This is a genomic window from Microbacterium sp. T2.11-28 (genome assembly GCF_950097975.1).
Taxonomy (GTDB): Bacteria; Actinomycetota; Actinomycetes; order Actinomycetales; family Microbacteriaceae; genus Microbacterium.
Map to the genome: position 1 here is coordinate 220,552 of NZ_CATNHF010000001.1, position 22,012 is coordinate 242,563.

Genomic DNA, 22,012 nt, shown 5'->3' on the forward strand with positions numbered 1-22,012 from the left:
TCAGCCGTTCCGGAAGCGGTCGCGCAGCTTCGAGAACAGTCCCTGATGGAACTCGGCGAGCCGCGGGGCGGGAGCCTTGGTCTTCTTGGCGAAGTCCTCGATGAGCGCACGCTGCTTCGCATCCAGGCGCGTCGGGGTCACCACGTGGACTCCCACCCGCAGGTCGCCGCGCTGCCCGCCGCGCAGCGGCGTGATCCCGCGGCCCTTGATGGTCAGCACGTCCCCCGCCTGCACGCCCGGGCGGATCTCGAGGTCGACCGGTCCGTCCAGCGCCTCGATGGTCGTCTCGGTGCCGAGGATGGCGTCGGGCATCGAGACCTCGAGAGTTGCGAGCACGTCGTCGCCGTCGCGGCTGAACACCTCGTGCGGCGTCACGGTGACCTCGAGATACAGGTCGCCGTTGGGGCCGCCGGCGGGGCCGACCTCCCCCGACCCGGGGAGCTGGAGCCGCAGCCCCGTCTCCACGCCGGCGGGGATGTCGACCGAGACCGTCCGACGAGCGCGGACGCGTCCCTGACCCGCGCACGTGCCGCACGGGTACGGGATGGTCGTGCCGTAACCCTGGCAGGTCGTGCAGGGCTGGGAGGTCACGACGTTGCCGAGGAGGCTGCGCACGGTGCGCTGGACGTTGCCCGATCCGTGGCAGATGTCGCAGGTGACCGGCTGGGTGCCCGGCTGGCAGCAGGAGCCCTGGCAGGTCTCGCACAGTACGGCGGTGTCCACCTCGACGTCGCGGTGGGCGCCGAACACGACGTCGCCGAGGTCGAGGGTCACCCGCACCAGCGCGTCCTGTCCGCGTTCGCGGCGCGACCGCGGCCGGCCGCCGCGGCTGCCGCCCCCTCCGAAGAAGGCCTCGAAGACATCGCCGAACCCGCCGAACCCGCCGGCGCCCCCGCCGAACGGGCTGCCGTCGCCGCCCAGGTCGTAGCGCTGGCGCTGCTCCGGATCGCTCAGCACGTCGTAGGCGTGCGTGACGAGCTTGAAGCGCTCCGACGCGTCCTCGCCGGGGTTCACGTCGGGGTGGAGTTCGCGCGCCAGCCGGCGGTACGCCTTCTTGATCTCGTCGGGCGTCGCCTCTCGCGACACTCCGAGCACCTCGTAGTGGTCAGCCACTTTCGCCTTCCTGCCCGTGCGGGCGCGGTCGTCCGGATCCGTCAGCGGGACGTGTCGTCCTCGTCCAGCAGCCGGCTCAGATAATGCGCGACGGCGCGGACCGCCGCGAGATTGGTGGGATAGTCCATGCGGGTCGGGCCGAGGACGCCGACGCGGGCCCGGGTGCCCGTGGCGTCGTAGTCGCCGGCGATCACCGATGCCTCGGGAAGACCGAAGGGCTCGTTCTCGCGGCCGATGCTCGCGGCGAGGCCGTGCTCGTCGGCGACCATCTCCCCCATGAGCCGCAGCAGCGTCACCTGCTCCTCGATGGCCTCGAGCAGCGGGTAGATGCTGCCGCGGAAATCCGACTCCCTGCGGGCGAGGGTCGCGCTGCCGGCCATCACGAGCTTGTCCTGGCGGAACTCCTCGAGCTCCTCCGCCACGATCAGCGCGACGGTCCGCAGCGCCTGGTCGAGACGATCGCCCGCCGCGGGGCCGGCGAGGAACTCCGCCACCGCCTGCGCCCCGTCGCGCACGCTCTTGCCGGTCACGAATGCGGCGATGTCGGACTTCACCCGCGTCACGTCGGACTCGGACAGCTCGTCGCGCAGGAAGGCGAGGCGCTGCGACACGCGGCCGGTGTCGGTGACGACGATCACGACCACGCGCGAGGCGCCGAGGTGGACGAACTCGACGTGGGACACGTTCGCTCGCGCGAACGAGGGGTACTGGACGATGGCGACTTGACCGGTCAGCTGCGTGAGCGAGCGGACGGTGCGCACCAGCAGGTCGTCGAGATCGACCGGACCGTCGAGGAACGACGCGATGGCGGAGCGCTGCGCGCCGGTGAGGGGGCGGAGCTCCGCGAGATGGTCGACGAAGACGCGGTAGCCCTTGTCGGTCGGCACGCGCCCCGACGACGTGTGGGGCGCGGTGATGAGCTCCTCGTCCTCGAGCAGCGCCATGTCGTTGCGGATCGTGGCCGCCGAGACGCCGAACTGGTGCCGATCGACGATGGACTTGCTGCCGACGGGCTCGTTCGTGTCGACGTAGTCCTGCACGATCGCACGGAGGACTTGAAGTCCGCGTTCCGAAACCATCGTCACTCCTCTCGCCCGTCCGGCTGCTGGCACTCGCCTTCGCTGAGTGCCAATTCTACCGCTCAGACGGTCAGGGCGCGCACGACGGCGTCGGCGAGGAGTCGTCCGCGCAACGTCAGCACGATGCGGCCGTGCACCGCCGCGGTGCCGTCGATCAGCCCGTCGGCGATGAGCGAGGCCACCGCGCGGCGCCCCTGTCCGCTCACCTCCGACACCGCCAGTCCCTCGGAGATCCGCGACCGCAGCAGCACGCTCTCGAGACGCCGCGCCGCCTCGTCGGGGCGCTCCCGGCCCGCCGCGGGCGAGGTGTGCGACGCGAGCCGCTGGGCGTAGGCCGCCGGATGCTTGACGTTCCACCAGCGCAGCCCGCCGACGTGGCTGTGGGCCCCCGGACCGTAGCCCCACCAGTCCGCGCCCTGCCAGTACGCGAGGTTGTGGCGCGAGCGCTGCGACGGGTCGCGCGCCCAGTTCGACACCTCGTACCAGGCGTAGCCGGCCTCGCCGAGGAGAGTGTCGGCGAGCTCGTACATGTCGGCCTGCAGGTCGTCGTCGGGCGCGGTCACCTCGCCGCGGCGGATCTGGCGCTCGAGCTTGGTGCCCTCCTCGATGATCAGCGCGTAGGCGGACACGTGGTCGGGCGAGAGCGCGATCGCCGACGTCAGCGACCGACGCCAGTCGTCGAGGCTCTCCCCGGGGGCTCCGTAGATGAGGTCGAGGCTGACGTCGAGCCCGGCACCGCGGGCCGCCTCCACGGCGGTGCGGACGTTGACCGGGTCGTGCGTGCGATCGAGCGCGGCCAGAACGTGGGGCACGGACGACTGCATGCCGATCGACAGACGCGTCACGCCCGCGTCGCGCAGCTGCACCGCCAGCTCCGGCGTCACGGTGTCGGGGTTCGCCTCGACGGTCACCTCGGCGCCGGGGGCGAGCCCGAAGCGGGTGCGCACGCCGTCGAGCATCCGCGCGAGGTCGCCGCCGGGGAGGAGGGTCGGGGTGCCGCCGCCGAAGAAGACCGTGGTGGCCGGCCGGAGCGGTCCGCGCGCCGCGAGCACCGCGGCCGACAGATCGATCTCACGGAGCACCTCGTCGGCGTAGGCGTCTTGGCGCGCGCCCCGCAGCTCGGTCGCCGTGTAAGTGTTGAAGTCGCAGTACCCGCAGCGCACGCGGCAGAAGGGAACGTGGAGGTAGACGCCGAAGGCGGTGTCCGGCGAGACGGTGATGTCGGCGGGAAGCGCACCGTCGAGGGGTGCGGGCTCTCCGAGCGGAAGGGCGGAGCCCATCAGGCGGGCGTGGTGAACAGCGGAGACAACGCGCGGAGGTAGCCCTGGAACAGCTCACGACGCCGACGCTTCACCAGCGCGGGCACCAGACGGTAGAGCGCCGCGACCGGCCGATCGAACGCCCGCACCGTGAACCACACCTCGTCGCTGTCGGTCCACTCGAGCAGGAACGACTCCTCCCCGCTGACGACGGAGCCGTCGACGGTCCCCAGGCCGAACCCCACGCGACGCGGCTCCTCGATCACGTAGATCACCCGCAGCTGCGCGTCGGCTCGGAGGCCCTTCACGCGCCCGTGAACGCGGATCGTCGTCCCGGCGCCGACGTAGGGCGTGCCGTCCGCGTCGAAGCGCTGGTCCGCCTCGAGGCGGCTCGGAGCCAGCGGCGTGCCCTCGGCATCGAAGCTGACCCCCGAGTACATGGGCCCCGATGCGGGCCGCACGTCGGTGATGTCGAGCCCCGCGCCGCGCAGCGCGGCCCACGACAGCAGGGAGTCGGCGGACGACGTGAAGCGAGCTTCGCCGCTGCCGATCCGCCAGCTCGATTCGGCCGGGACGCTCTTCTCGGGCGGATAGCCCATGAGGTCGGCGGCCTGCGTGGCACCGACGGCCGCGTAGTCGACGGTCCCGTCTTGGAAGCTCCCGCGGCGCATGGCGACCAGCCTACTTCTTGTCCTTGCCCTCGACGTCTCCGGACAGGGCGGCGATGAACGCCTCCTGCGGGACCTCGACGCGACCGACCATCTTCATGCGCTTCTTGCCCTCCTTCTGCTTCTCGAGCAGCTTACGCTTGCGCGTGATGTCACCGCCGTAGCACTTGGCGAGGACGTCCTTGCGGATGGCGCGGATGTTCTCGCGGGCGATGATCCGCGCGCCGATGGCGGCCTGGATGGGCACCTCGAACTGCTGGCGCGGGATGAGCTTGCGCAGTCTCTCGGTCATCATCGTCCCGTAGGCGTAGGCCTTCTCGCGGTGGACGATGGAGCTGAACGCGTCGACCTTCTCGCCCTGCAGCAGGATGTCGACCTTCACGAGGTCGGCGGTCTGCGAGCCCGCCGGCTCGTAGTCCAGGCTCGCGTATCCCTGGGTGCGCGACTTCAGGTGGTCGAAGAAGTCGAAGACGATCTCGCCGAGCGGCATGTTGTAGCGCAGCTCGACGCGGTCCTCGCTCAGGTAGTCCATGCCGAGCAGCGTGCCTCGTCGCGACTGGCACAGCTCCATGACGGTGCCGACGTAGTCCTTGGGCGCGAGGATCCCGACCTTGACGACGGGCTCGGAGACCTCTGCCACCCGACCGTCGGGGTACTCGCTCGGGTTCGTCACCGTGACGGTCTCGCCGGTGTCGGTCATCACCTCGTAGGTCACCGACGGAGCCGTCGTGATGAGGTCGAGGTCGAACTCGCGGGAGAGCCGCTCGGTGATGATCTCGAGGTGCAGGAGGCCCAGGAACCCGCAGCGGAAGCCGAAGCCCAGCGCCACGGAGGTCTCGGGCTCGTACTGGAGCGAGGCGTCGGACAGCTTGAGCTTGTCGAGGGCCTCGCGCAGGTCGGCGTAGTCGCTGCCGTCGATCGGATAGATGCCGCTGAAGACCATGGGCTTCGGGTCCGTGTAGCCCGGCAGGGCCTCGGTGGCCGGCTTGCGGTGGTGGGTGATGGTGTCGCCCACCTTCGACTGGCGGACGTCCTTCACCCCGGTGATGAGGTAGCCGACCTCGCCGACGCCGAGTCCCTTGGTCGGCACGGGCTCGGGGCTGGACACCCCGATCTCGAGGAGGTCGTGCGTGGCGCGCGTGGACATCATCTGGATGCGCTCGCGCGGCTCGAGCTTGCCGTCGACCATGCGGACGTAGGTGACCACGCCGCGGTAGGAGTCGTAGACCGAGTCGAAGATCATCGCGCGGGCGGGCGCGGAGGCGTCGCCGGTGGGTGCGGGGATGCCTTCGACGATCCGGTCGAGGAGCTCCTCGACGCCGAGACCGGTCTTGCCGCTGACCCGCAGGACGTCCTCGGGGCGGCCGCCGATGAGGTTCGCGAGCTCGGCCGCGTACTTCTCGGGATCGGCCGCGGGGAGGTCGATCTTGTTGAGGACGGGGATGATCTGCAGATCGTTCTCGAGGGCGAGGTAGAGGTTGGCGAGGGTCTGGGCCTCGATCCCCTGCGCGGCGTCGACCAGCAGGATCGCCCCCTCGCAGGCGGCGAGCGAGCGCGAGACCTCGTAGGTGAAGTCGACGTGCCCGGGCGTGTCGATCATGTTGAGCGCGAAGGTCTCTCCCCCGCTGGACCACGGCATGCGCACGGCCTGCGACTTGATCGTGATGCCGCGCTCGCGCTCGATGTCCATGCGGTCGAGGTACTGCGCCCGCATGTCGCGGTCGGCGACCACGCCGGTGATCTGCAGCATGCGATCGGCCAGCGTGGACTTGCCGTGGTCGATGTGGGCGATGATGCAGAAGTTGCGGATGAGCTCGGGCGGCGTGGCAGCTGGCTCGAGGGGCTTGAGGGCGCGCGGTGACATGTCCCGTGAAGTCTACCGGCGACGTGGCCGCGCTCCGCCCCGATGCCTGCCGCGCATGCGGCCCCGGCGAACGGTACCCGACGCATCGCGGGACACGCCAGGGCTGTTTCGCATGAGAAAGAGTTAACCGATCTGACACTTGTCGCGGCGGGTGTGGTCACAGGATGCTCAATGCGGCGGCCGAAGCCTGCGCGATCCTCCCTGCCGCGCGCGGACCGCCTCGGAGACGACACGACATGCACGCAGCAGAGTTCCGTTCGCCCTTGACCCCGCACCCCCGCACCGGAGGCCCTCTGCCGCACCGCCGCAGAGTGTCGGCCGTGGCCGCGACGACAGCGGCCGCACTCGTGGCCGCCGGCCTCACGGTCGCCCCGCTGGCCGCTTCGGCGGCAGTGAGCCCCGAGGCGCCGGTGGTCATCTCGGAGGTCTACGGCGGCGGGGGCAACTCCGGCGGCGCCTACAACCGCGACTTCATCGAGCTGGCCAACGTCTCCGGCGAAGCCGTCGATCTCAGCGGCTGGACCGTGCAGTACGCCTCGGCGACGGGCGCGACCTGGCAGGTCACCGCTCTCGGCGACGTGTCGCTGCCCGCGGGAGAGCGGCTGCTGGTCGGCCAGGCCTTCGGCGCCGACCGCACCCTCCCCGCGGTCGACGCCGATGTGGAGGGCTCGCTCGCGCTCAGCGGCTCGCAGGGCAAGGTGGCGCTCGTCGACCAGGCCGCCGCGCTGAGCGGTGCGACCGGCATCTCCGGACTGGACCAGGTGATCGACCTGGTCGGCTGGGGCGGCGCCACGCACTTCGCCGGATCCGCCGCGGCGCCGGCGACGACCAACGCCACGAGCGTGTCCCGTGACGCCGACGCGACGAACACCGCGGACAACGCCGCCGACTTCACTGCCGGGGCCCCCACGCCGACCGGCCTGTCCGACGACGGGCCGACCCCGACCCCGACCCCGACACCCACCCCCACTCCGACTCCGACTCCGACGCCCACGCCGACGGCCGATCCGGAGGTCGTCGCCATCGCGGACATCCAGGGAACCGGCGAGGCCTCGCCGCTGGCCGGCGCGACCGTGACGACGACGGGCGTCGTGACCGCGCACTACCCCACCGGCGGGTTCGAGGGCTACGTGATCCAGACGGCGGGCTCCGGCGGCGCGATCGATCTCGACAGCCACACCGCCTCCGACGCGGTCTTCGTCTACGCGCCCGGCGCGGTGGGCGAGGTCGCTCTCGGCGACACCGTCGAGGTGACGGGCGTCGTCTCGGAGTGGAACGGCCTGACCGAGCTCACCGTGCGCGCGGGAGCGGCGACCGTCGTCGCCGACGCCGAGGCGCCCGCGCCCGCCACGGTGACGTGGCCGCGCACCGCGGCGCAGCGCGAGGCGCTCGAGTCGATGCTGGTGGACCCGCAGGGCGCGTTCACCGTGACCAACACCTACGCGACGAACCAGTACGGCGAGGTCGGTCTCGCTGCGGGCGAGACCCCGCTGCGCCAGCCCACCGACGTCGCGCGCCCGGAGAGCGACGAGGCCGCCGACGTGGCCGCGGACAACGCCGCACGCGCGGTCGCGCTCGACGACGGCGCCAGCACGAACTTCCTCTCCGCCGCCAACAGCGCGCTGACTCCCGCGTACGTCTCTCTCGCAGAGCCGATCGTCGTCGGCGCGTCGGTGACCTTCACCGCGCCGCTGATCGTCGACTACCGCAACAACACGTGGAAGCTGAACCCCACCGAGCCCCTGGTCGCCGACGGCTCCGGTGCGGACGGTGTGTCGTTCGAGGACCCCCGCACCGCAGCCCCCGAGGCGGTGGGCGGCGACCTGTCCATCGCGTCCTTCAACGTGCTGAACTACTTCACCACGCTGGGCACCGATTCCGCCTCGTGCGTCGCCTACACCGACCGGTTCGGCGACGGGGTGACCGTCCGCGACGGATGCGACCAGCGCGGTGCGTGGGATGCCGCCGACCTCGCCCGCCAGCAGGCGAAGCTCGTGGCCGCGATCAACACGCTCGACGCCGACGTGGTGGGTCTCATGGAGATCGAGAACTCCGCCGCACTGGGCGAAGCGACCGACGAGGCGACGTCGACCCTCGTCGACGCGCTGAACGACGCGGCGGGCGAGGAGCGCTGGGCCTTCGTCGGCTCGTCCGACGAGCTCCCGCCCGCCTCTGAGCAGGACGTCATCACCAACGCGATCATCTACCAGCCGGCAGCCGTCACCCCCTCGGGCGCGGCACGGGCGCTGGGCGACCAGAGCGCGGACGGCGAGGCCTTCGGCAACGCACGTGAGCCGATCGGCCAGGTGTTCGCTCCCGTCGACGGCGGCGCCGAGTTCCTGTTCGTGGTGAACCACTTCAAGTCGAAGGGCTCCGCCGGTCCCTGGCCCGGTGACGTCGACGCGGGTGACGGACAGGGCTCCTCGAACGAGTCCCGCGTCCGCCAGGCGACCGCTCTGCGGGACTGGATCGAGGAGATCCAGGGAGATGTGGAGGCCGTCGCGCTCGCGGGCGACTTCAACTCGTACGGGCAGGAGGACCCGCTGCAGGTGCTCTACGACGCCGGCTACACCGATGCCGAGCAGCACTTCGACGTCGCGACGTCGTCGTACAGCTTCTCAGGCCTGTCCGGCTCGCTGGACCACGTCCTCCTGAACGAGGCGGCACTCGGACGTGCCTCCGGTGCCGACATCTGGAACATCAACTCGGGAGAGTCGGTCGCGCTGGAGTACAGCCGCTTCCGCTCCCACGGCACCGAGTTCTACGCCGATGACGTGTTCCGCTCGAGCGACCACGACCCGGTGCTCGTGGGGCTGGACGCCGAGGCGGCCCCCGTCGAGCTCACCCTCCTGGGGATCAACGACTTCCACGGCCGGATCGACGCCAACACCGTCGCCTTCGCCGGCACCGTGGAGCAGCTGCGCGACGCGGCCTCCGGCCCGACCGTGTTCCTGTCGGCGGGCGACAACATCGGCGCCTCGCTGTTCGCCTCGTCGGTCGCGCAGGACCAGCCCACGATCGACGTCCTGAACGCTCTGGACCTGCAGGCCACCGCGGTCGGCAACCACGAGTTCGATCGCGGCTGGGCCGACCTCTCGGGTCGGGTGACCGATGCGTCCGACTATCCCCAGCTCGGTGCGAACGTCTACCTCGCCGGCACCACCACGCCGGCGCTGCCGGAGTACGCGCTGCTCGAGGCCGATGGCCTCACGGTCGGCGTCATCGGCGCGGTGACGGAGGAGACGCCCTCGCTGGTGTCGCCGGCGGGCATCGCCGATCTGGAGTTCGGCGACCCGGTCGAAGCGGTCAACCGCGTCGCCGCGCAGCTGAGCGACGGCGACGCGGCCAACGGCGAGGCCGACGTGCTCGTCGCGCTCTACCACGAGGGTGCCGGGGCGGGGACGCCCGACGGCGCCACGCTCGAGGAGGAGCTCGCCGCCGGCGGTCCCTTCGCGGCGCTCGTGAACGACACCGCGGCGGAGGTCGACGCGATCTTCACGGGTCACACCCACAAGGAGTACTCGTGGTCCGCGCCGATCCCCGGCACCGACCGCACGCGACCGGTGGTGCAGACCGGCTCCTACGGCGGGAACATCGGGGAGATCGTGCTGTCGATCGACGCCGACGGCGCCGTCACGGCCCACACCGAGCGTCTCGTGCCGCGCACGTCGACGCCGGCCGCCGAGCTCATCGCGACGTACCCGCGGGTGGCCGAGGTCGACGCGATCGTGAAGGCGGCCCTCGCCGCCGCCGCCGAGATCGGGAACACCGCGATCGGCGAGGTCTCGGCCGACATCACCACCGCCTTCGCGGGCGGGTCCTTCGTCGACGGAGTGTGGACGGGCGGAACGCGCGACGACCGGGCCTCGGAATCGGCGCTGGGCAACACCGTCGCCACGATGCTCCGAGACACGCTGTCCGCTCTCCCCCAGGGTGCTCAGATCGGTGTCACCAACCCCGGCGGCCTGCGGGCGGAGCTGTGGGACACGCAGGCGGAGTTCGGAGCAACAGCGGTCGCGGGACTGCCCGACGGGACGATCTCGTTCTCGCAGGCGAACGCGGTCCTGCCGTTCAACAACACGCTGGCCCTCGTGACGCTGACCGGTGAGCAGTTCACGACGATGCTCGAGCAGCAGTGGCAGACGAACCCCGACGGCACCGTGCCGCAGCGGCCGTACCTGCAGCTCGGACTGTCGGACAACGTCTCGTACACGTACGACGCCTCGGCGCCGGCGGGTTCGCGGATCACGTCGGTCACCGTCGACGGGCAGCCCCTCGACCCGGCGGCCGAGTACCGGGTCGGCACGTTCTCCTTCCTCGCCACCGGAGGCGACAACTTCCGCGTGTTCACCGAGGGTGAGGACTACGTCGACACCGGCCTGCTCGACTACGAGGCCTGGATGGACTACATCGCCGACGGCTCGCCGCTGTCGCCGAGCTTCGCCAAGCAGGCGGTGCAGGTGACGGGCGTGCCCGAGACCGCAACCGCCGGCGAGAGCGTGTCCTTCCAGGTGAGCGGGCTGAACATGACCAGCCGCGGCGCCCCCGAGAACACGTCGCTGGAGATCGCGCTGGGAGACGCCTCGCTGGGTGAGGCGGTCGTGACCGGCGGCGCGGCCACGGTGTCGGCCGAGCTTCCGGCCGATCTGCCCTCGGGCCCGGCGGTGCTCACGCTGACGGCGCCGGCGTCCGGCACCGTCGTCCAGGTCACCATCGAGGTGGAGGCGGCCAGCCAGCCGCAGGCCACGACCACGCGGCTGGTGGCGCTGCTGCCGGTGCACCTCAACCGGCTGCTCCCCTCCACGCTGATCGCCGCCGTCGACCAGGCCGAGGGCACGCCCGAGGGCGTCGTGGAGTTCCGCGAGGGCTCGACTGTGGTCGCGACGGTCCCGGTGCGACGGGGTCTCGCCGCCTTCACCCTGGGCAAGCTCTCGCGCGGCACGCACCACTACACCGCGGTGTTCGTGCCGAAGGACCCGACCGTCTCGAGCGGATCGACCAGCAACGCCGTGCGCGTGCGCGTCGTGTTCTGAGGCTGCTCCGAGTGTCCTGAACGAGGGGCCCGCGACCAGGAGTCGCGGGCCCCTTCTCATAGGCTGATCACATGGCGACCCAGGTGGTGATGGTCCACGGCATCCGCACGTCGGCGACCATGTGGCGTTCGCAGGTCGCCCATCTCGAGGCGCGCGGCGTGGAGGCGCACGCTGTCGACCTCCCGGGCCACGGCACGCGCATGTCCGAGGTGTTCTCCCTCGACGGGGCCTTCGCGACGATCGACCGCGCCGTGCACGCAGCCGCTGAGCGCGGTCCCGTGGTGCTGGTGGGTCACTCCATGGGGGGTCTCCTGTCGATCGCCTACGCGGGGGCTCAGGCGCGCCCGCCGATCGACGCGTTCATCGCCGCCTCCTGCACCGCCGTGCCGCGCGGGGTGGGCCTTGCGACCTACCGCGCACTGGCCCGGGGCTTCGACCGGCTGCCGCGCCGCGGCCAGGGCATCGCGGACTGGGTGCTCGACCGCACGCTCCCCCTCGAGACCCGGCAGGACTTCGGAGCGGGCGGGTACGCCTACGACGCGCAGGATGTCGCGCTGCGCAGCCTGTCGGTGCTCGATCTGCTCGCCGCGCTCCGGCGGATCGATGTGCCCACGTGGTTCATCAACGGGCAGTACGACCAGCTGCGCGCCAACGAGCGCCTCTTCTCGTCGCAGGTGCCGGGCGCGGAGCTGATCGTCGTCCCGCGGACGAGTCACCTCGTGACGGCGATGCGACCGGCGGTGTTCAACGCGCTGCTCGACCTCGCCGTGGCCACCGTCGAGCAGTCAGCTCGCTGACGGCGTCCGCCTGCGGATCGCGAGGGTGGCCAGTCCTCCGGCCGCGGAGAACACGGCGCCCGCAGCGAAGAGGAGCCAGAAGTCGCCGGCGGCGGCGACGAGACCCGCTCCGACCAGCGGCCCGAGCAGCTGTCCGAGGCTCGCGGAGACGTTCACGAACCCGAGATCGCGGGCATGGTCCTCCGGGAACGGCAGCAGATCGGTCGCCAGCGCCAGTCCGACCGACATGTAGGCGCCGTACCCGATGCCCAACAGGGCCGCCGACACCAGCGCGGTCTCCAGCGAGGGCAGCAGGGCAAGGAGCAGGGACGCGGCCGCCTGCACGGACGCAGCGGCCACGATGAGCCCGACGCGGCGTCCGCTGCGGTCCGACAGCCGACCGGCCAGCACCGACGCCGCCACGACGAAGACGGTGTAGACGACGATGAGCAGGAGGAGCTCGTCCTCGGCGGTCGTGGCGTCGCGACCCAGCCCGTACAGCAGGAAGAACAGGAGCAGGCCGGTGCCGAGGGCGTTGCCGATGTTGACGACCAGGCGGCCCACCAGCAGCCAGGCGAAGTCGTGGTCGCGCAGCGCCGCAGTGCGATCGGCGAGACTGCGCGCGGCGCGGGCTGCGCGCGACGCCGCCGGAGAGGGTGGGTCGGGGAGCATCAGTGCGGCGGCGACGCCGGCGACGAGCAGGAAGCCCGCGAGGGCGAGATAGCCGCCGACGGTGCCGAGGCCCAGCAGGACCACGGCGCCCACGCCGAGCACGATGCCCACCGCCTGCGAGGAGGCGACGGCCGCTGAGGCGGCGCCGCGCTGGGTCGTCAGCTGATCCGCGATCAGCGCCGTGAACGCCGACGCCGCCACCGCCGTGCCCACCGACACGCCGACCCACGCGACGCCGACCGCCCACGGACCCTCCGCCACGGACAGCGCCGCGAGCGAGACGGCGGCCACCACGATGCCGGCCAGTGCCCAGGGGCGACGGCGGCCCCGCGAGCCGCGGGTGCGGTCGGACAGGCCTCCGGCCACGGGACCGGCGATGACGCCGGCGACTCCGCCCACCGCGAGCACGAGTCCCGACCACACGACGCCCGAGATCCAGCCGTCGGCGTCATCGGGGGTGTCGAGCTGTAGCGGGATCAGCAGCTGCAGCGGGGTGAGCTGCACCGTCCACAGCGCCAGCCAGGCGAGTGTGAACAGGAGGAACCAGCTGACGCCCACGCGGCGCTGCGGCGCCGTCATGCGCGGGCCTGCGCGATCAGATCGCGGTACCAGCCGAACGAGACCTTCGGCGTCCGCGTCGACGTGCGATGGTCCACGTGGACGAGTCCGAACCGCTGGGTGAAGCCGTGCGCCCATTCGAAGTTGTCCAGGAGCGACCAGACCGTGTACTCCCGCACGTCCGCACCGGCGCGCACTGCCGCTGCGACGGCGGAGATGTGCTGGGACAGATAGTCGATCCTCGGGCCGTCGTCGATCGGCCCGGTGACGGTGTCCGGCTCGGGGAAGGAGGCGCCGTTCTCGCCGATGACGAGCGGAGGAAGGGCCGTCCCGTAACGCTCGGAGAGAGCGAGGAGGAGCGTCGTGAGCGCCGCGGGCACGATCGGCCACCCGAAGCCGGTGACCGGGGCGTCGTCCGCCGGGAGGAGCTCGAACGGGACGGCCGCGCCGGCGGCGGCCGCGCCGACCCGCGTCGGGTTGTAGTAGTTGACGCCGTAGAAGTCGCTCGGAGCGCTGATCAGGGCCAGATCGCCGTCCGCCACCGGCTGGTCGGGAAGCCCGAAGGACGCGCCGTCGGGGTAGGCCCCCGTCAGCAGCGGGTCGGCGAAGAGCCGATTGTGCAGCAGATCGTACGCGGCGGCGGCCGCTCGGTCCGCGGGGCGATCGGAGGCGGGAACGACCGTCGTGTGGTTGTTGACGATTCCGACTTCGCCCGCGCCGGACTCCCGGATCACCGCCTGCGCCAGGCCGTGGGCGAGGAGCTGGTGGTGCCCCGTCGGCGGCGCGTCGAAGAGGAGGCGCCGACCCGGGGCGAGCTCGCCGATCGCATAGCCCTGCAGTGTCGTGGAGACGGGCTCGTTGATCGTGTACCAGCTGCGGACGCGGTCGCCGAGAGCGTCGACGACGAGCCGGACGTAGTCGGCGAACCGGAAGGCCGTGTCGCGGGCCAGCCATCCCCCGCCGCGCTCCAGCTGCGACGGGAGCTCCCAGTGGTACAGCGTGACGAAGGGCACGACGCCTGCGGCGCAGAGGTCGTCGACGATGCGCCGGTACCGGTCGAGGGCCTTGGCGTCGCCGGGTCCGAGGCCCTCGGGCTGGACCCGCGCCCACGATACGGAGAAGCGGTAGCGGTCGACGCCGAGCTCGGCGAGCAGGGAGACGTCCTCGCGCCACCGGTGCCAGCTGTCGGGACCCGGCTCGGCGGTGCTGCCGTCGATGATCGCACCGGGCGTCTCCACGTAGTCGTCCCAGATGCTGCGTCCGGCGTGTCCCGCTGCCCGCGCCCCCTCGATCTGGAACGCCGCGGTCGCGACCGACCACCGGAAGGACCGGCCGAGCTCCGAGAGGCCCTGCGGGGACGGCGTGACCCGCGGGGGGACGGTCATGCGAGGATCGGAGGGCACGGCATCTCCTTCGGGCATGGCATCTCCTTCGGCGGGTCTGCGGCCGGCGTGGTGCGGTAGCACGATCATGCCGCACCGGCGGGAACAAGCACCGTCACGACGCGTGGCCCCGACATGGGCGCGGGACGGAAACCTGGTAGACTCGGCTTTTGGCTTGCGTGTGGGCTTCTCCCTCACACGACCGCCGTGCGACAGCCCTCTCTTGTCACCCGGCAGATCCAACGAAAACTCCGAAACGAAAGAGCCTCGAACGTGGCGAACATCAAGTCGCAGATCAAGCGCAACAAGACCAACGAGAAGGCGCGCGAGCGCAACAAGGCCGTCAAGAGCCAGCTCAAGACCGAGGTGCGTCGCACCCGCGAGGCCATCGCCGCCGGCGACAAGGCCGCTGCCGAGAAGGCGCTCGCGACGGCGACCAAGAAGCTCGACAAGGCCGTGAGCAAGGGCGTCATCCACGAGAACCAGGCCGCGAACCGCAAGTCGGCCATCGCGAAGCAGGTCGCCGCTCTCTGAGCGCACCGCGTCTGATGAAGGCCCGTCCCCGTGTGGGGCGGGCCTTCGTCGTTGCGCCGCCGCGTCCGGGCGCGGCGGTCAGCCGCCGTAGGGAGCGCGCGTGGCGATGACGGTCACGAGCCGCTCGACAGCGAACACCGGGTCGCGGGAGGCGCCTTTGACCTCCGCGTCGGCGCGTGCGGCGGCCTGGATGGCCGTGCCCAGCGACGCCTCGTTCCAGCCGGTCAGGTCGCGCCGGGCGCGGTCGACCTGCCAGTCCTTCATGCCGAGCCGGGAGGCGAGTGCGCCCGCGGGCTCGCGGGATCCCGCGACGCGCGCCATGGTGCGCAGCTTCGAGGCGATCGCGGCCACGAGCGGCACGGGATCGGCGCCGCTGGCCAGCGCGTGGCGCAGCGCGACGAGCGCGTCGCCGTAACGACCGGCGATCGCCGTGTCGGCCACAGCGAATGCGGACGTCTCCACGCGGCCGCCGTAGTAGCGCTCCACTGTCTCCACGCCGACGTCACCCGGGACGTCGGCGATGAGCTGCTGGCAGGCGGCAGCGAGTTCGGTGAGGTCGTCGGCGAAGGCGCTGACGAGTGCGCGCAGCGCGGCCGGTGCGATGCGCTTGCGCGCGGCCTGGAACTCTCCCGCTGCGAAGTCGAACCTGTCGGAGTCGCGCTTGACCGCGGCGCAGGCGATCTCGACCCCGCCGCCGGTTCCGGCCCGCACGGCGTCGAGAAGCTTCTTGCCGCGGACGCTGGCGCCGGTGTGGCGGAGGATGACGGTCGCGCCCTCCTGCGGCGCGTCGAGGTAGGCGAGCGCCTCGCTGAGGAAGGTGTCGGAGCACTTCTCGACCCCGGCGACCCGCACCAGGCGCGGCTCGCCGAACAGGGATGGCGAGGTGAGGCCCAGCAGGCTGCCCGACACGTAGTCGTCGGCGCGGAGGTCGGAGACCTCGAGACTGGGGTCCTCGGCGCGGAGGAAGTCGCGGACGCCGGCGATCGCGCGTTCGGCGCAGACCTCTTCGGGGCCCGACACGAGGACGATCGGCGCCGGCTGCGGGGCACGCCACGACAGCTGCGGAATGGCCGACGCGGCACGGGTGGGTTTGCGCGTGGTCGCCATTTCCCCAGCCTACCGAGCGGCACCGACGTCGCGCTCCCGCCAGACGTGGAGTCCGGCGGCATCGCTCCAGACCGCGATCGCCCCGGATCGATCGGTCCTCGCGACGACGGCTCCGGTACCGGTGAGGAGCCGGATCGTCTCGGCGCGCGGGTGCCCGTACGAGTTCTCGCCCACGGTGAGAAGAGCCAGCGCGGGGCGGAGGCGCTCGTAGAGGTCCGGGTGCTGGTCGGCGCTGCCGTGGTGGGCCACCTTCACGACCTCGTACGGGCCGCGGACCCGTGCGGTCACGGCGACCTGCGGCGCCGCGGAAAGGTCGCCGAGGAGGATCGTCCGCGGCACCTCTCCCCCGTCCACCTCCACGACCACGCTCGCATCGTTGCCCTCGGCGGCATGGACGTGCGCCGGGGTCGGCCACAGCACGCGCCACGTCGCCGCGCCGAGCCGTCCGCCCATCCCGGCGGCGGCGGGCTCGGCGCGCGCTCCCCCGGCGACCAGCCGGTCCACGGTGCTGCGGCTCTCCTCGTCGCCGGTCGGGCCGTGCAGGACGGTGCCGACTCTTCCGACCGCGGCCGCGACGCCGCCGCGGTGGTCGAGGTCGAAATGCGTGAGCACCAGCAGATCGATGTGGGCGACGCCGAACCGATCGAGACAGCGGGTGAGCGCGGCCGGATCGGGACCGGTGTCGATGAGCGCTGTGCGCCCCGCGGAGCGCACGAGCACCGCGTCGCCCTGCCCGACGTCGCAGGCGGCGACCGACCACTCCGCCGGGGTCTGCACGCGTGTCAGCCAGGCCGACAGGGGGCCGGCGGCGAGTACGGCCGCGCCGGCGATCGCGAGCGCGATCGCCGCGCCGCGCCGCGCTGCGGGGATCACGCCGTCGGGAGGAAGGACGAGGATCGCGACGGCGGCGCCGACGATGGCCAGAGCGAGGACGCCCGGCAGACCTTCGAGCCAGGCCAGCCCGCCCGCGGGGAGTGCTGCGACGGTGCCGGCGGTGCCTGCGATCCAGGCGGCCGGCACCCAGGCCAGGACCGCCAGCCCGTGGGCGAGCACCGGAAGGCCGCCGAGCAGGCACGCGAGGAGTCCGACGAGGGTGGCGGGCGCCGCCGCGGGCGCCGCAACGAGGTTGGCGAGCACCCCGTACACCGGCACCGTCGGCTCGATGACGACGAGGAGGGGACCGCACACGAGCTGGGCGGAGAGGGGCACGGCGACCATGAGCGCCATCGGCTCGGGCAGCCATCGGGCCATCCCCTCGGCAAGCGGACCCGCGAGCAGGAGCAGCGCCGCCGTCGCGGCGGCCGAGAGCGCGAACGCCAGCGAGAGCGACAGCCACGGGTCGACGACGACCAGCACGATCACCGAGACGCAGAGCACCGAGAGTCCCGCGCCGACGCGTCCGAGGAGGAGCGCTGTCATGGCGACGATCGCCATCGCGCCTGCCCGTACGACGCTCGGCTCCGGAGAGACCAGGATGACGAAGCCGACGAGCGCGGCGGCACCCGCGCACACGCGGGCAGCGCGAGGTGCTCCGAGGAGCGCGGCGAGTCCGAAGGCGGCGCCCACCACGAGAGCGCAGTTGGCACCGGACACCGCCGTCAGGTGCGACAGCGACGACGCCTTCATCGCCTGGTCGAGCGCGGGTTCCACGGCCGAGGTGTCGCCGACGGACAGTCCGGCGATCAGTCCGGCCCCCGGTGACGGCAATCCCTCGACCGTCCGCTGCAGACCTCGGCGCAGGTCGGAGGCGGTCGCGAGCACCCCGGTGGCCGGAGCCCGCACGACGATGTCGCGGGCGTCGACGACGATCACCTCGCGCGCTCCCGCATCCGCGGCGAACGCCGTGCCGCGCACCGTCACCAGCGCGCCGAGGTCGAGTGCCGCCACCGCGGCGGCTTCGGGGATGCGGATGCTCACCGGCGCCGATGCGGAGTGCTCGGCAGGCCCCACGCGCACGCGCTCGGCGACGGCGTCGAAGCTCCAGCCGGACATGCCGCGCTCGACCTTCCCGACGACGACCGCGTCGAGCGCGAACGATCTGCCCCCGTCGAGAGGCAGGCCGAGCACGGCACTGCGGGCAGGCTCGGCGAGGGCGACGTGCGCTGCGGCGGTCCCGCCGAACGCCGCTCCGACAGCCAGGACGCCGATGATCGCCGGGCTCCACGGACACGCGGCCACCGTGAGCAGGCACAGTGCTCCGGCGATCAGGCCGACCGCCGCCCCCCAGGCCCCGTGCGGGTGCATGACCGTGACGGCGGCCGCCAGCCACACGCAGGCGGCCACGGGCACGAGCCGGAGATCGCGGCGGCGCGCGCGTCTGGTGCTCACACCGTCACCAGGTCCCGCAAGGCGGCGAGCATCTTGTCGCCGATGCCGGGTACGGCCAGCAGGTCTTCGACAGAGGTGAAGGAGCCGTTCTGCTCCCGCCACTGGATGATGCGCGCGGCGAGGGCCGGTCCGATGCGCGGGAGGGTGTCGAGAGCGTCCTGATCGGCCGTGTTGAGGTTCACCGCTCCCCCGGCCGCTCCGGTTCCGCCCGCCGTGCTCGCCGCGACCGGCTCCTCGCCGAGCCGAGTGACCTGGAGCTGCTCCCCGTCGGCGACAGGTCGGGCCAGGTTGACGCCGGCGGGGTCGGCCTCGTCGGCGAAGCCGCCGGCCGCGGCGATGACGTCGACCACCCGGGCCCCAGCGTCCAGCCGGTAGAGACCGGGGTTGGCCACGGCGCCGAACACGTGGACGTACACCTCCGCCGGAGCAGTCGCGGCCGGCGTCACGCTCACGTCGGCGGGGCGCTGCACCTGCTCGACCGACGAGGCGGCAGACCGCACCATGCCGATCACGACGGTGAGCGCGACCGCGCAGACGACCAGGACGATCGCCGCGGCGGGCGCCAGTCGAGGGCGGCGGGCGGGCGCTGAAGTCACACCTTCAGCGTGGGAGCCGGTGCCTCCCGTGTGGGCGGCGCCGCCGGGATCGGTGGAGACGGGGCGACGCCTCGCCGGCGGGGAGGAAGCGGCGGACGCTCAGCGCCGTCGGCCGAGCGCCGCGTCGTGCACGGCGATCACGATGCCATGGCCGAGCAGAGCGGGCACGTAGGCGCCGATCGCCGCACCGACCAGCGGAGCCAGCGTGGTCAGCGGGAATGCGGCACTCGCCAGCGCCACGAGCACGCCCGCTCCCACCGCGAGCACCGATACGAGGATCGCGATCACGTAGAGCCAGACGATCGGCTGCGGCAGAGGCGGACGGCGTTCGGCTGCGGACGTGGACACGGGTTGCCTCCCTGCGGTGACGGGCTCACCCACACCGTATCGTCCGCGTCGGGCGGCCGCGCGCGGCCTCGCCTACGCCGTGGTGAAGCTCACGACCTTCGGGGCCCGCACCACGGCACGCACGACCTCGCGACCCGCCAGCGACCGCTGCACCTTCTCGTCCGCGCGGGCGAGCGCCTCCAGTTCGTCGGCGGAGATCCGAGCGGGCACCGTCAGCGTGCCCCGGACCTTGCCGTCGATCTGGACGACCGCCGTGACCGAGTCCTCCACGAGGAGCGTCGGGTCGGCCTGGCGCCACGGCACGAGCCCGACGAAGGGCTCGTAGCCGAGGATCTCCCACATCTCCTCCGCGGTGTGCGGGGCGAAGAGGTCCAGGATCATCGCCGTGGCCTCGGCCGCCTCGCGGACGGCAGGGTCGCCGGCACCGGCTCCGGTGTCGATGGTCTTCCGGGTGGCGTTGACGAGCTCCATGAGCCGCGCGACGACGACGTTGAACTTCGTCTGCTCGACCAGTCCGGGTGCATCGGCCAGCAGGCGGTGAGTGACGCGCCGCAGCGCGACGTCGCCCTCGGCCCACACGACGTCGGGGCTGCTCGTGACGTCCTTCGCCACGCGCCAGGCGCGAGCGAGGAACTTCTGGGCGCCGGTGGTCGACACGTCCTCCCAGTTGATGTCGTCCTCCACGGGACCCGCGAACGCGATCGCGACGCGGACGGCGTCGGCACCGGGGTCCACCATGCTGGAGGCGAACTCCACGAGATTGCCCTTGCTCTTGGACATCTTCGAACCGTCCAGCAGCACCATGCCCTGGTTGATGAGCGACGTGAACGGCTCGGTGAACTCGATCAGCCCCATGTCGAAGAGCACCTTCGTGATGAAGCGCGCGTACAGCAGGTGGAGGATCGCGTGCTCGACGCCGCCGATGTACGAGTCGACCGGCGCCCACTTGTTCGCCTCGCGCGAGGAGAACGCCTGGGTGGCATCTCCCGGCGCCAGGAAGCGGAGGAAGTACCACGAGCTGTCGACGAAGGTGTCCATCGTGTCGGCGTCTCGCAGCGCGGGCTCGCCGGTGGCGGGGTCGACCGTCTCGATCCAGTCGGTCGCACCGCCGAGGGGCGAGGTGCCCTTGGGCGCCAGGTCGAGTCCGTGGGCGTCGGGCAGCGTCAGCGGCAGCTGATCCGCGGGAACCGGGACGATGCGACCGTCGGCCGTGTGGATCATCGGGATCGGCGTGCCCCAGAACCGCTGGCGCGAGATCAGCCAGTCGCGCAGGCGGTACGACTTCGACGCGCGGCCGGCACCGAGCGCCTCGAGCTCCTCGATCATCCGGGCGATCGCGTTGCGCTTGCTCAGCCCGTTGAGCGAGCCGGAGTTGATCATCCGGCCGTCGCCGGTGAGCGCGGTGCCGGTGACGGCGGGGTCCAGCTCGGACAGCGCGTCGCCCTCGGGATCGATCGGCACCCCGTCCTCGTCGACCTCGATCACCGTGATCGCGCCGGTGACCGGTGCGGTGGTGTCGACGACGACCTTGACGGGCAGGTCGAACGCGCGGGCGAAGTCCAGGTCGCGCTGGTCGTGAGCGGGCACGGCCATGACCGCGCCGTGACCGTAGTCGGCCAGCACGTAGTCGGCGGCCCAGATGGGCAGCCGCTCGCCGTTGATCGGGTTGATCGCGAAGCGGTCGAGGAACACGCCCGTCTTGGGACGGTCCGTCGACTGCCGCTCGATCTCGCTCGACTTGCCGACCTGCTCCAGGTAGTCCTGGAAGCGCATGCGCACCTCGGCGGAGGCGCCGGCGGCGAGCTCGGCCGCCAGATCGCTCTCGGGCGCGACGACGAAGAACGTGGCCCCGTGGAGCGTGTCGGGTCGCGTCGAGAAGACGGTCACCTTCTCGGCGCGCCCCTCGATCTCGAACTCGATGTCCGCACCCACGGAGCGGCCGATCCAGTTGCGCTGCATGCGGATGACCTTGGAGGGCCAGAACCCCTCGAGCTGGTTCAGGTCGTCGAGCAGGCGGTCGGCGTAGTCGGTGATCTTGAAGTACCACTGCGTGAGCTTCTTCTTGACGACCTCGTGGCCGCACCGCTCGCAGCGCCCGTCGACGACCTGCTCGTTGGCGAGCACGGTCTGATCGTTCGGGCACCAGTTGACCGGGCTCTCCTTGCGGTAGGCCAGGCCCCGCTCGAACATCTGCTGGAACAGCCACTGGTTCCAGCCGTAGTACTCCGGGTCGCTCGTGTGCAGGACGCGGCTCCAGTCGTAGGAGGTCCCGAACTGCTGCAGGCTCGCCTTCTGCTGCGCGATGTTGGAGTACGTCCACTCGCGCGGATCCGCGCCGCGCTGGATGGCGGCGTTCTCGGCGGGGAGGCCGAACGAGTCCCACCCGATCGGGTTGAGCACGTTGTAGCCGCGGTGGCGCCAGAAGCGCGCGACCGAGTCGACGTAGGCGTAGTTCTCCGCGTGCCCCATGTGCATGTCGCCGGACGGGTACGGGAACATGCCGAGCACGTACTTGCGCGGCCGGGTGTCCTCGTCGCCGCCGGCGCGGAACGGATCGGCTTCCTTCCAGCGACGCTGCCACTTCGTCTGGATCTCGTACGGGTCGAAGCCGCTTCCCTCCGTAGGGGCGTGGGCGGCAGAGGAGGACGTCGAGGACACGGAGCACCAATCGTGGAAATTCGGGAACGCGCGAAGG

At 71.9% G+C, this 22,012-nt stretch carries 15 protein-coding genes; 3 read left to right on the forward strand and 12 right to left on the reverse strand.

All coding sequences use genetic code 11. The features are described from left to right. The 5 genes from dnaJ to lepA all read right to left on the reverse strand — a co-directional run bounded on the left by dnaJ (position 1) and on the right by lepA (position 5,983). Positions 1-1,113, reverse strand: a complete 1,113-nt coding sequence (dnaJ, locus tag QQZ13_RS01100; protein WP_284527282.1) for a molecular chaperone DnaJ — start codon at positions 1,111-1,113, stop codon at positions 1-3. Positions 1,114-1,154: 41 nt separating this feature from the next. Then, complete coding sequence (hrcA, locus tag QQZ13_RS01105) at positions 1,155-2,192, reverse strand: heat-inducible transcriptional repressor HrcA (RefSeq protein ID WP_284527284.1); 1,038 nt, start codon at positions 2,190-2,192, stop codon at positions 1,155-1,157. A 62-nt stretch (positions 2,193-2,254) separates the two neighbouring features. Further along, on the reverse strand, positions 2,255-3,472 hold the full coding sequence (hemW, locus tag QQZ13_RS01110; protein ID WP_284527286.1) for a radical SAM family heme chaperone HemW: 1,218 nt from the start codon (positions 3,470-3,472) through the stop codon (positions 2,255-2,257). Continuing rightward, a complete protein-coding gene (locus QQZ13_RS01115; protein WP_284527287.1) occupies positions 3,472-4,122 on the reverse strand; it encodes a DUF1990 family protein in 651 nt (216 codons plus the stop codon). Before QQZ13_RS01115 ends, hemW begins: the two co-directional genes overlap by 1 nt. 10 nt (positions 4,123-4,132) lie before the next feature. After that, complete coding sequence (gene lepA / locus QQZ13_RS01120) at positions 4,133-5,983, reverse strand: translation elongation factor 4 (protein WP_284527288.1); 1,851 nt, start codon at positions 5,981-5,983, stop codon at positions 4,133-4,135. A gap of 320 nt (positions 5,984-6,303) precedes the next feature. Between lepA and QQZ13_RS01125 the strand changes: the two genes are divergently transcribed. Continuing rightward, positions 6,304-11,016 carry an ExeM/NucH family extracellular endonuclease gene (locus tag QQZ13_RS01125; RefSeq protein WP_284527290.1) on the forward strand — a complete coding sequence of 1,571 codons (4,713 nt, stop codon included), beginning with the start codon at positions 6,304-6,306 and terminating at the stop codon, positions 11,014-11,016. A 71-nt stretch (positions 11,017-11,087) separates the two neighbouring features. Then, a complete protein-coding gene (locus QQZ13_RS01130; RefSeq protein WP_284527292.1) occupies positions 11,088-11,813 on the forward strand; it encodes an alpha/beta fold hydrolase in 726 nt (241 codons plus the stop codon). Here QQZ13_RS01130 and QQZ13_RS01135 read toward each other — a convergent pair. Both QQZ13_RS01135 and QQZ13_RS01140 read right to left on the reverse strand, forming a co-directional pair. Then, a complete protein-coding gene (locus tag QQZ13_RS01135; protein WP_284527293.1) occupies positions 11,802-13,043 on the reverse strand; it encodes an MFS transporter in 1,242 nt (413 codons plus the stop codon). The two genes, QQZ13_RS01130 and QQZ13_RS01135, sit on opposite strands and share 12 nt — an antisense overlap. Further along, positions 13,040-14,407, reverse strand: coding sequence for a GH1 family beta-glucosidase (locus QQZ13_RS01140; RefSeq protein WP_284527294.1), 1,368 nt, complete (start codon positions 14,405-14,407; stop codon positions 13,040-13,042). Before QQZ13_RS01140 ends, QQZ13_RS01135 begins: the two co-directional genes overlap by 4 nt. A 270-nt stretch (positions 14,408-14,677) precedes the next feature. Between QQZ13_RS01140 and rpsT the strand changes: the two genes are divergently transcribed. Next, positions 14,678-14,938 (forward strand): 30S ribosomal protein S20, encoded by a 261-nt coding sequence (rpsT, locus tag QQZ13_RS01145; protein ID WP_144807907.1) that lies wholly within the window; start codon positions 14,678-14,680, stop codon positions 14,936-14,938. Between the two features lie 78 nt (positions 14,939-15,016). Here rpsT and holA read toward each other — a convergent pair whose 3' ends face one another. The 5 genes from holA to leuS all read right to left on the reverse strand — a co-directional run bounded on the left by holA (position 15,017) and on the right by leuS (position 21,975). After that, a complete protein-coding gene (gene holA / locus QQZ13_RS01150) occupies positions 15,017-16,045 on the reverse strand; it encodes a DNA polymerase III subunit delta (RefSeq protein WP_284527295.1) in 1,029 nt (342 codons plus the stop codon). A gap of 9 nt (positions 16,046-16,054) precedes the next feature. Continuing rightward, positions 16,055-18,373 (reverse strand): ComEC/Rec2 family competence protein, encoded by a 2,319-nt coding sequence (locus tag QQZ13_RS01155; protein WP_284527296.1) that lies wholly within the window; start codon positions 18,371-18,373, stop codon positions 16,055-16,057. After that, complete coding sequence (locus tag QQZ13_RS01160) at positions 18,370-18,969, reverse strand: helix-hairpin-helix domain-containing protein (RefSeq protein WP_284527297.1); 600 nt, start codon at positions 18,967-18,969, stop codon at positions 18,370-18,372. Before QQZ13_RS01160 ends, QQZ13_RS01155 begins: the two co-directional genes overlap by 4 nt. Before the next feature lie 99 nt (positions 18,970-19,068). Further along, on the reverse strand, positions 19,069-19,317 hold the full coding sequence (locus QQZ13_RS01165; RefSeq protein ID WP_284527298.1) for a hypothetical protein: 249 nt from the start codon (positions 19,315-19,317) through the stop codon (positions 19,069-19,071). Positions 19,318-19,389: 72 nt separating this feature from the next. After that, a complete protein-coding gene (leuS, locus tag QQZ13_RS01170) occupies positions 19,390-21,975 on the reverse strand; it encodes a leucine--tRNA ligase (protein WP_284527299.1) in 2,586 nt (861 codons plus the stop codon). Positions 21,976-22,012: the final 37 nt, after the last annotated feature.

Bases quoted from the DNA above. Each gene is read 5' to 3' on its own strand.
- hrcA (WP_284527284.1), bottom strand. From the start codon at position 2,192: ATGGTTTCGGAACGCGGACTTCAAGTCCTCCGTGCGATCGTGCAGGAC.
- QQZ13_RS01140 (WP_284527294.1), bottom strand. From the start codon at position 14,407: ATGACCGTCCCCCCGCGGGTCACGCCGTCCCCGCAGGGCCTCTCGGAG.
- QQZ13_RS01135 (WP_284527293.1), bottom strand. From the start codon at position 13,043: ATGACGGCGCCGCAGCGCCGCGTGGGCGTCAGCTGGTTCCTCCTGTTC.
- QQZ13_RS01130 (WP_284527292.1), top strand. From the start codon at position 11,088: ATGGCGACCCAGGTGGTGATGGTCCACGGCATCCGCACGTCGGCGACC.
- QQZ13_RS01115 (WP_284527287.1), bottom strand. From the start codon at position 4,122: ATGCGCCGCGGGAGCTTCCAAGACGGGACCGTCGACTACGCGGCCGTC.
- lepA (WP_284527288.1), bottom strand. From the start codon at position 5,983: ATGTCACCGCGCGCCCTCAAGCCCCTCGAGCCAGCTGCCACGCCGCCC.
- holA (WP_284527295.1), bottom strand. From the start codon at position 16,045: ATGGCGACCACGCGCAAACCCACCCGTGCCGCGTCGGCCATTCCGCAG.
- hemW (WP_284527286.1), bottom strand. From the start codon at position 3,472: ATGGGCTCCGCCCTTCCGCTCGGAGAGCCCGCACCCCTCGACGGTGCG.